Source organism: Verrucomicrobiota bacterium, assembly GCA_016871535.1.
Lineage (GTDB): Bacteria > Verrucomicrobiota > Verrucomicrobiia > Limisphaerales > SIBE01 > VHCZ01.
Genome location: VHCZ01000238.1, coordinates 1 through 9,456 on the forward strand (window position 1 = coordinate 1; position 9,456 = coordinate 9,456).

A 9,456-nucleotide genomic window follows, 5' to 3' on the forward strand; every position below is an offset into this window, starting at 1 on the left:
AACGATCGGAAGAGCCAATCCAGGGACGCGGTGGAACGCGTCCTTACCAGTTCATGGGGCATAGGCATGGTTTTGAAACCAAGGAAGCTTTCCATGGCTTGGCGGCTCGCCGGGACGGACTCGCCCTACCTTTAGAACGATTTCAATCGACGGTAGGGCGAAGAGTCTTCTCTGAGCCGAACGACGAGCGATCTTTCCATGAACCCGGTAGGGACGGATTCCACTCCGTCCCTGAACTTGCTCAACGATCGGAAGAGCCAATCCAGGGACGCGGTGGAACGCGTCCTTACCAGTTCATGGGGCATAGGCATGGTTTTGAAACCAAGGAAGCTTTCCATGGCTTGGCGGCTCGCCGGGACGGACTCGCCCTGCCTTTAGAACGATTTCAATCGACGGTAGGGCGAAGAGTCCTCTCTGAGCCGAACGACGAGCGATCTTTCCATGAACCCGGTAGGGACGGATTCCACTCCGTCCCTGAACTTACTCAACGATCGGAAGAGCCAATCCAGGGACGCGGTGGAACGCGTCCTTACCAGTTCATGGGGCATAGGCATGGTTTTGAAACCAAGGAAGCTTTCCATGGCTTGGCGGCTCGCCGGGACGGACTCGCCCTACCGGCGGGTCGGAGAAAGTTTTCCGTTTCGGACTTCGAGCGGTTGCAACACGACGCGACCTCCATTCTGGCGCGGAGATTGACGCGCGTGCTCAAGGAAGCCCAAGGCAGCCCGGCGTCGCTCCAGCCCTACCTCGACCTCCTCACGCGCTGGGACTGCGTGGTGTCGAAAGATTCAGCCGCGGCGGCACTTTACGAAATCTGGTGGCCAAAGCTGGGGCCGGCCCTCTTCAAACCGCACGTGCCGACGAATGTCTGGCCGGTTCTGGCGAGCCACATTTCTTCCGCCAAAACCATCGAAACCCTGGAGAAACCCACGCCACGCTGGTTTGGAGACCACGCCCAGGCAGGCCGCGACGCGGTCTTGTTCAAGTCGCTTGAAGACGCCGTCAGCGAAGCGCAGAGCAAACTGGGCCGCGATCCGGTGAAGTGGCGTTGGGGCGCGCTGCACACGGCCTCCTTCACGCATGCGCTTTCGACCGACGATGCGCGTCGCGCGCTGTTCGATCTCGGCCCGGTGGAACGTGACGGGGACACTTTCACGGTGAACATGACGGGCGGATCGAACTACAAACAAAACAACGGCGCGTCCTACCGCGAAATTCTGGACTTCGCGGATTGGGATCGCTCCGTGGCCATCAACGTGCCGGGCCAATCCGGCCAGCCTGGAAGTCCGCATTACGGCGACTTGATTCCGTTGTGGGCCGAGGGCCGATACTTCCCACTGCTCTTCAGCAAAACGAGAATCGAGGAGGCGGCGAAGGAGAAGCTGATTCTGCAACCGGCCGCCGCGAGTAGGTTCTGATTGGCTATGGGCAATCGGCGCTTGGCTTTCAAAGGAAGCTTCGTTCGTTAGCGACAGCCGGCCGGGCGCATAGCTGAGGAGGGTTTCGCGTGCAGCCGGTGAAACTGGTTGGCAAATCCGAACAATTGACTTGTCCGATCTCAACCTGACAATCGCGGAGCAATTCGCCCGGCAATTGCTGCTAAAGCGGTTGCTTCCCGAGTCAGAATTCAGCGATGGATTGATCCTCGCTGAAACCTCGCTAGATCAGGGACGGAGTGGAATCCGTCCCTACCAATGGGATTGCCTCCGACAAGCGCTTTCGAGATTTCACAAAAGGCAACGAAGTGGCCCAATGCCTTCGTTCTCTTCGTTTCCTTTTGTGGAAATACCGGTTCACATCGCTCCACAAATCCGGCTTTTCTTCGGCTCGTTTCGCGTGTTGAATGCGGCGCATGAAATCTTCCACCGCATCTGCAGTCTCATTCCTGGGGTCCCTGTTTCTCGCCGCGTCCGCGGTTTCTGCCGCCGAGCCGCGTTCGGGCAACGCCGGCGTGGGGCCCAGTTTCAAAGGGCCGATCGGCCTGCAGCTTTACAGCCTTCGCGGGGACTTTGCCACGGAGGTCCCCGGCACACTCAAGAAGGTCAAAGATTACGGCTTCAAAATCGTCGAACTCGCGGGCACCTACAATTCAACGCCGGAGAAGTTCAAGCAAATGCTCGACGCCCATGGGCTGAAGCCGGTCAGCGGCCACTTTCCTTACGACCGTTACCGCGACGACGCGGAAGGCGTGGCGCGTGATGCGAAGGCGCTGGGACTGGAGTACGTCGGCTGCGCGTGGATTCCGCACGAAGGCGATTTCGACGAAAAGCAATGCCGCGATGCCATCGGCGTCTTCAACCGCGCGGGCGAGGCGCTGGCGAAGCATGGTCTGAAATTCTTTTACCACACCCACGGCTACGAGTTTCGCCCGCATGGCCAGGGCACGCTCTTCGACCTGATGATGGCTGAGACCAAACCCAACTTTGTGCGCTATCAGATGGACGTGTTCTGGGTAGTGCATCCGGGGCACGATCCCGTGAAGCTTCTCCAGAAATACGGCGCGCGGTGGGAGCTGATGCACGTCAAAGACATGAAGAAGGGTCTCAAGGGCGATCTCACGGGCAAGTCGGACGTCAGCAACGACGTGGTGCTGGGCACCGGCCAGATGAACTGGCCCGCCATTCTAAGCGCGGCCGCGAAAGCGGGCGTGAAGTATTATTTCATCGAAGACGAATCGCCGACTGCCGCGCAGCAAATTCCTCAAAGCCTGCGTTATCTGGAACGATTAAAGTGGTGAGGGAGCACACACAAACACGACTGAGGCAGCGACCTTGACTCGCCACGAACTCCGGGCCGCGTTTGACCGCGTGGTTTTTGAAAGTGTGCGGCCGGGCGCGATTGGGCTGGCGTTTCTTTACGTCTTCTTCGCCGGAGCCCACCTGGTTTTGCTGAAAGAGCCGGCGCGGACGGTCATGGCGACACTGGCGCTTTTGTCGGCCGTGGCCTTGCTTGTGATCTGGTCACTGTTGCGCCAACGCACGGTTCAACAATATTCTGACCGCGTCATCTACACGAGCGGATACAGCACGGACTTTGCGGACGTGGAAACGTCGCTCGGTCCCCGCGTTCACTTCTTGCCCAAGCCTTACCAGTTTCCGGTCCTGGCCAGTTTGATCCGCGAATGCCTGGACGCGCAGCCGTAGTAGAGAGAGGAGTGCCGGAGTGACGGGGTGTCGGAGTATCGCATTGGTCTGAACCGGGGAAAGCCCTTACGCTCCGACACTCCGATACCCCGTTACTCCGTTACTCCGTCACTCCCGCAGCCGCGTTGGCGCTTGCCTTTTTCGGGACGTTCAACTTCCTTGTCGCCATTGACCGTGAGCAGTGATTCGAACAGCGGCGCCAAAACTTTTTGGCAGCAGTCCAACGATTTGAACAACCGCGCCTGGCGGCATCGGCTGGCTCGGTTCGCCCGGGCGAACTTTCAACGCGGCTGCGCCAGGCTCCTGCAGCTTGCCGACGATCCGCGCGTCGTCACGGCCTGGAGACATGGCTGGGATGCGGATCATTTCATCCGGTTGCTTCGTTGCCGCGATCGAGGATTCCGCCCGCGGATTGTGTATGACATTGGCGCGCACGAAGGCCGCTGGACCGAGATGTGCCAATCCATTTTTTCGCCCGCGCAATGTTTCTTATTCGAGCCGCAGCCCGACTACCAGGCCAGGGCCAAAACCCGCCAACCGGCTGGCGCGCGCTGGGAAGTCATTCCGGTGGCTTTGGGCGACGCCGAACAAATTCGGCAGATTTACGTCACGGAAAACGACACGGCGTCCTCGCTCCTACGTCCCTTGGAAGGCGGCGTGCCGCCGGCGTGGGGAACGCGAACTGTGAATCAACGAGAAGTCCAGATCGCCACGCTGGATGAACTGGCCGCCAAGAACAAATGGCCCGCCCCCGATCTGGTGAAGATCGACGTGCAAGGCTATGAAGGCCGCGTCATCGCCGGCGGCAAGAATGTCCTGTCGCAGGCGCAGCGCCTGGTTGTGGAAGTGTCGTTGCACGCCATTTACAGCGAGCAATCATTGCTTCCGGAGATTGCGGGCACCTTATCGGGTTGGGGTTACGAAATCGAGGATATGAATGATGCGTGCCGGGAATGGGCCGGGCGACTCTGGCAGGCCGATCTCTGGTGGCGACGCGCGGGCAATCCGCCAACCCAATGAAGAACACCACCGTGCCTTCGATCCGGGCTTTTCTCCTCACCCCATCCCTTCCCATGAACCCGCCCTCCGGACCGTGGCCTTTAGGCCGCGTCAATGCTCGACTGTGGAGAGTGCGCGAAAGCAGTCTGAAGGCTGCGGTCCGCACTGTCTTCGGTTCATGGGCGGTGGGCATGGTTCTGAGACCAAGGCAGCTTCCCATGAACCGGGTAGGGACGGATTCCACTCCGTCCCTGACTTTACTCTGCGATCGGAAAGACAGTTCCAGGGACGCGGTGGAACGCGTCCTTACCAGTTCATGGGCCGTGTGCACGGCTCGAAGGCCGTGGAGGCTCTCCACGAACCTGGCGTCGGGAGCGCGGCGTTCACGCCGCTTGACGCTCCGATGCCACAGGCGCTTCGGAACTCGAAGCGGCGTGAACGTCGCGCTCCGGTTCAAGGGTTCAAGGCGTAAATTGTTTTGGGAAATTCTCTCCTCAAGGGTGAGGGGAAACGGCGCGCGCTTCAATCCGAGCGTCTAAGTTGACCGACATGATGGCTTCAGATCTCTTGGCAAGTCTCCACCGATGCCTCCGCTATCAGCAAGCGCGGGCCTGGGAGAAGCCGTGGATCGACCCGCGGCGATTCGTAACTAATCAGTTGTTGAAGTTCGGCGTGATCGGCGGCTCGCCCGGGAACGTCCGAGCGGCGGACGCCTTCCATCTGCGAAACTTCGCCGTCGTGAGCGGAGAAGCCGTGAGCCAGGAGATTGCCTGTTATGGGTTCGTCGAGCCGAAACTGACCGAAGCGTTGCTCCGCCTCGTCCAGCCGGGGCAAGTCGTCGTGGACATCGGAATGCACCTGGGCTACTACGCGACGTTGCTGGCCTTGCTCGTCGGGGAGCGCGGAGAGGTTCACGGATTCGAGCCAACGCCTTCGACGCGGGACATCGCCCGCCGGAACACGGATCGGTTTCCACAAATCCGGGTGCATCCCTTCGCGGTTTGGTCTTCGGTGAAGACGCTGGCCTTTCGGGATTATGGTCCGCGGTGGATGGCGTTCAATACCTCGGCTAAATCGAAACTGGACAAAGAACCCGCGGCGCCCAGAGAAATCGAAGTCCAGACCATCACGCTCGATCAATTCCGCGCCTCGCTCGACCGGAACATCGCGCTGATGAAGATCGACGCGGAATCGGCGGAGCGGGAGATTCTCGCCGGGGCGCAGACCCTGCTGAAAACGGACCGCCCGACGATCAGCGTGGAGGTCGGGGACAACGATCAATCGCGGGACAGTCGCTTGCTGGTGGACGCGCTGATCGGGCTGGGCTACGCGCCCTGGGATTTTGTTGAGGGGCGGTTTCAGCGGCACCAGCCGCGCCAGGCTTACCCGTACGACAACTTGATCTTCGCGCCGGCCGATGTGGACCTTTCCTGATTGAAAAAACTGAACCAGATCTTCGCGGTCGTGCCGGACTGCCACAATTCATCCGGGTACTACCGCCTGCTCTGGTCGCGGCATATCTACGAAGGTCTCCGGCCCTGGGTCAAACGCCTGATCGTTCCCGACCACATCGACTTTAGCTGGGCGCGACAAGGACACGGCATCGACTTGACCCCCTACGCGCCGAATCGCGCCAAGGTGAGCGAGCAGTTGCAGGGGCAGATTCGAGCAGCCCACCAGAGCCACGGCCTGGACGCGGTCATCTCCTATTGCTTCGCGTTCGATCTCGATCTCCAGGTTGTTCAGGAGACCGTCCGGGCCGGAATTCCGTGGGTGAATTTCTTCTGTGACAGCACCCAGATGTTCGAGAAGGTCGAGGCGCTGGCCCGCGCTGTTTCTCTGAACTGGTTCCCGGAATCGGCGGCCATTCGGAACTACCAGGCCCTCGGCGTGCCTTATCTCTGTCAGCCGTATGCGCTGAATCCGGAATTCCTTCCGGATCTCACGAGCTTAGACTCCGCGCGCGGCGTGGGCTTCATCGGATTGCCCACCACGAATCGCATCACGCAACTGGGCTGGCTGAGGTGCTTTGGTTGCCCGGTTGATATCCGTGGGCACGGCTGGGTAGGCGAAGGGCAGGATCCCTTTTACAATCCAGTTTCCAGGTCGAAACGCTTCTGGAGATCACTGTTCGTGCCGGGATTGCTGGAGAAAATTCTCCGGCGAGCTTTTTGGCCATGGGTCGTCAAGCGCGCTCAAGGACCGTTGAGCGACGAGGCCTTCGGCGAATTTGTCCGCGCCCACCGTGTCATTCTGGGATTGAACCAGGGCATCAACGCGCAAGGCCGGCTGGCCAGTTACTTGAAATTCCGCGACGTGGAATTTCCCGGATACGGGTGCTGTTACCTCACTGAACATAACGCGGACGTCGAAGCCGCATTCGAGGTCGGCCAGGAAATCCTCACTTATCGCAACATGTGGGAAGCCGCAGAACAGCTCCGCTGCGTCCGGCGGGAACCACACCTCGCGTCCAAGATCGGCCAAGCCGGAAGGCAGCGCGTTCTCGCGACGCACACTTGGGAAGTCCGTCTCAAGCAATTGGCGGCGAAACTGTGAGTTCCACTGCGTCGATTTCAGCCCCCACACCTGACCGCGCCGCCTCAGGACGCTCCTGATCGCAGGCCAATTCCCTTTGCGGCTGGTGGACGAGGGATGGTCTTACTGGAAAACGAGAAGTTCCAGTCCGATCTTCGAATTCCCACCAGGTGTCGGTCACAATTTCGGCGACTCCACGATAGTCTGCGGCCCACAAGTCAGGTCGGGCCTCGACGGTATGTTTCCTCGGGTCAGCGCACAGCATCTGCATCGCATATCCCAACGCAAACGATGCGTCCAAGACTGCGCCGCAATCCTTGGCTTTATGCCAACCATGCATGGCCACATCACAGATTGCATCAACCGCATCGTGAGCGACTATCCAGAACGCGCTGCCATTGAGATAAATCGGATTCCGCACGCCGTTCTGAGCCATGATCGCTCCGTAACGTTCCGCGCTGATTCGGCAAACTTCCTTCGCGGGTCCGACTTTCGACAATTCGACCTCCAACGGCACGTGAATGGGAGATCGGCTGAGCGCACCGACGAGATGCAAAGGGGCGCTCAGGAAAATCGTGCTCGGTTCGACCCATACGAAATAGTCAAATGGCAATCTCGAGATTGCGGCCTTGAGATAAATCAGTTTGTGCAGGCCACAGCGATCCTCCGGATCATGAGCTTCATAACACTCGCAAGCCTGAATTGGCGCGTCCGTGAGGACGTGGAATTCCTTGAAGACTCCTACGTCCCGTGCCGTGCGCACGCAATGCAGCATCTGTGAGCGCTCTTCAGCGCCTCGCGCAACAGACCAAAAGCAGTAATTGACTCTCAGCACGGCGGTCTCAGTCAAAGGTCAACGCCTCAATCCAGAGTTGACGGTGATGCTCCAAATTACACACCACCTTGCGCGCATATTCGGCAGCCTGGCGGCTGATCCTCTGCCGAAGCCGTTTTTGTAGAGTTGCTGAGCATAATATTTGAAGTCGGCGAAGTTCTTGCAGATAAAGCCCGACTCTTCGTGAACCATCATATTGTGAAATTGATGTCCGTGAGGAACCAGTGGAATCCCGCCAGTCAACATGGCCTCCAAAGTCGAGCGTCCCCAGGATTCCACGAAACGATGACCCAGCGGATAGATAAACAGATCGAGGCTCGCGAGAAACTTGGCCGCTGGAATTTTTTTCTCCGGCAACAACTCCCAGTTTTGGCCAAACCGGTGCCAACGATAAATTTTTCCGCAACTCCTCGTTCCAGGCCTGGACGCGAAACTTGACATCGTCCAGATCCAACTCCTCGTAAAAGACGGGAAAATCCGCCGGGAATTTCACCGGATCAGGACGAGATAACCGGCCGATTGTGAAGACTGAATTGCCCCGTTCGACGTATGGAAAGTCGGTTGTCGTGACATCATTGCGAATAAGATACTGTGGGATTGAAGCATAGAGACGCGAAAATGCCGCCTGTTGGATTTCCGAGAGAAACAGGACCCGGTCGATCAAACCCTCCCGTACGGCATCAGCTTCACCTTTGAATTCCCACATCATTTCATTCGACCAAACCAACTTCATTCCCTTCTTCTTAATCGCCGCCGCCGTGCCGGAGATGAAGAAATCCAGTTCGCAGACCCCCAGCGCGACTCCCTCCACCTTTTCAGGCACATCTTTTCGGGAGCAGTACTTGATAGGGAGATTGTCCAAAAATGTAGTGACCTCGCGTTCTTTAAGGAATGCGTGATCCATCACGACGGTAATATCGAAGTCGCCGCGCAGCATGCGCAGCAAGTCCCGAATCTTCGTCGCTGCACCTCCTGACTTGCCCGGGACACCGTAGAGGAATAGTTTCCACATCTGCCAATCATCCTTCGTTCACCTGAGTCCCTCTGGACGATTACCATCCGCCGACATCTCCACCACGTAAGCGAACCGTTTCGTCGGCACCCATTCCACATGACCATCACAGAACAGCATGTTGCTGCCGTAAACGCCGTGGTTATCGCCCTGCTGCATAAAATCGTGGTTATCCCACCATCCTTGGTCTCCAATCAGCATTATGCGCGTGGGACCGGGTTGGACTCCTTTCAACCCAAAAGAGTTGTGGTAATGGGCATATGAATTGACCGAACTCAGAGTCTTCTTCACATGTGGTACCCGCTCGATTCGGTCACCTACCTTCACGTCAGTAAAGCCCACCCCCCATGAAGCCAGTCAACACATAGCTGGTCCCGGGCTTCTCGGCACGGTCACCCGCTAAGTTGAATAAGTCCTCTAATCCGGCTTCATAGGTTCGCGAATGCAGTCCGCGGTTCGATCGAATGAAGTTGCGAGTGCTCGGACAGAGAAAAGTCTTGGCCGCCGGAACGTGCTGCGGGTAAAGCCAGTTGAAATTTCGATCACCCTTCCAGACGGTCGCGGAGAAATTGCCTCCCGAGTCCTCATCGGCGTACAGGAGAGATCCCACGCCCAGTTGCTTCAGATTATTGACACACTCGACCCGTCTCGCCCGTTCTTTTGCACGGCTCAGTGCCGGCATCAACATACCGGCCAGGACCCCGATGATTGAAATAACGACCAGCAGTTCCATGAGAGTGAATCCTTGGCGGTGTGTCATGCTCCAGGCAGGGTAGTTGGCTTTCGTAATAAACTGGCCGTTGCGGCTTAGAGCGTGTCCGAAAATTGCGCGGGGTCCTGCGGCGAGGGATTTTGGCTGTGGCCAAGGCGGCGAGGTCCGAGCATCCCCAACGCGGGCTGTAAGGACCGAGCCAACGCAGGCCACGGACAAA

10 protein-coding genes are annotated in these 9,456 nt (G+C 58.4%); 6 read left to right on the forward strand and 4 right to left on the reverse strand.

From position 1 onward, the window contains the following. Positions 1–53: 53 nt before the first annotated feature. The 6 genes from FJ398_22215 (at position 54) to FJ398_22240 (ending at position 6,698) form a co-directional block, all read left to right on the forward strand. Positions 54–1,418, forward strand: a complete 1,365-nt coding sequence (locus FJ398_22215; protein MBM3840624.1) for a penicillin acylase family protein — start codon at positions 54–56, stop codon at positions 1,416–1,418. A 434-nt stretch (positions 1,419–1,852) separates the two neighbouring features. After that, on the forward strand, positions 1,853–2,737 hold the full coding sequence (locus FJ398_22220) for a sugar phosphate isomerase/epimerase (protein ID MBM3840625.1): 885 nt from the start codon (positions 1,853–1,855) through the stop codon (positions 2,735–2,737). Between the two features lie 34 nt (positions 2,738–2,771). Continuing rightward, positions 2,772–3,143 (forward strand): hypothetical protein, encoded by a 372-nt coding sequence (locus FJ398_22225; GenBank protein ID MBM3840626.1) that lies wholly within the window; start codon positions 2,772–2,774, stop codon positions 3,141–3,143. A gap of 174 nt (positions 3,144–3,317) precedes the next feature. Further along, positions 3,318–4,163, forward strand: a complete 846-nt coding sequence (locus FJ398_22230) for an FkbM family methyltransferase (GenBank protein ID MBM3840627.1) — start codon at positions 3,318–3,320, stop codon at positions 4,161–4,163. A 528-nt stretch (positions 4,164–4,691) separates the two neighbouring features. Beyond that, positions 4,692–5,576 carry an FkbM family methyltransferase gene (locus FJ398_22235; GenBank protein MBM3840628.1) on the forward strand — a complete coding sequence of 295 codons (885 nt, stop codon included), beginning with the start codon at positions 4,692–4,694 and terminating at the stop codon, positions 5,574–5,576. Beyond that, positions 5,577–6,698, forward strand: a complete 1,122-nt coding sequence (locus FJ398_22240; GenBank protein ID MBM3840629.1) for a glycosyltransferase family 1 protein — start codon at positions 5,577–5,579, stop codon at positions 6,696–6,698. Here the strand turns inward: FJ398_22240 and FJ398_22245 are convergent. The 4 genes from FJ398_22245 to FJ398_22260 are packed head-to-tail and all read right to left on the reverse strand — an operon-like array spanning position 6,673 to position 9,284. Continuing rightward, positions 6,673–7,527: a hypothetical protein gene (locus FJ398_22245; protein MBM3840630.1), complete on the reverse strand. Its 855-nt coding sequence runs from the start codon at positions 7,525–7,527 to the stop codon at positions 6,673–6,675. The two genes, FJ398_22240 and FJ398_22245, sit on opposite strands and share 26 nt — an antisense overlap. After that, positions 7,520–8,524, reverse strand: a complete 1,005-nt coding sequence (locus FJ398_22250; protein ID MBM3840631.1) for a hypothetical protein — start codon at positions 8,522–8,524, stop codon at positions 7,520–7,522. The genes FJ398_22245 and FJ398_22250 overlap by 8 nt, the downstream gene beginning before the upstream one ends. Before the next feature lie 18 nt (positions 8,525–8,542). Next, entirely contained in the window at positions 8,543–8,815 is a 273-nt protein-coding gene (locus FJ398_22255) for a hypothetical protein (protein ID MBM3840632.1), read from the reverse strand. Positions 8,816–8,852: 37 nt separating this feature from the next. Next, complete coding sequence (locus tag FJ398_22260) at positions 8,853–9,284, reverse strand: prepilin-type N-terminal cleavage/methylation domain-containing protein (protein ID MBM3840633.1); 432 nt, start codon at positions 9,282–9,284, stop codon at positions 8,853–8,855. Positions 9,285–9,456: the final 172 nt, after the last annotated feature.

What these genes read in the sequence shown, in the direction of transcription:
- FJ398_22215 (MBM3840624.1), top strand. Translation starts at nt 54, where the DNA reads ATGGGGCATAGGCATGGTTTTGAAACCAAGGAAGCTTTCCATGGCTTG.
- FJ398_22220 (MBM3840625.1), top strand. Translation starts at nt 1,853, where the DNA reads ATGAAATCTTCCACCGCATCTGCAGTCTCATTCCTGGGGTCCCTGTTT.
- FJ398_22235 (MBM3840628.1), top strand. Translation starts at nt 4,692, where the DNA reads ATGATGGCTTCAGATCTCTTGGCAAGTCTCCACCGATGCCTCCGCTAT.
- FJ398_22250 (MBM3840631.1), bottom strand. Translation starts at nt 8,524, where the DNA reads ATGTGGAAACTATTCCTCTACGGTGTCCCGGGCAAGTCAGGAGGTGCA.
- FJ398_22260 (MBM3840633.1), bottom strand. Translation starts at nt 9,284, where the DNA reads ATGACACACCGCCAAGGATTCACTCTCATGGAACTGCTGGTCGTTATT.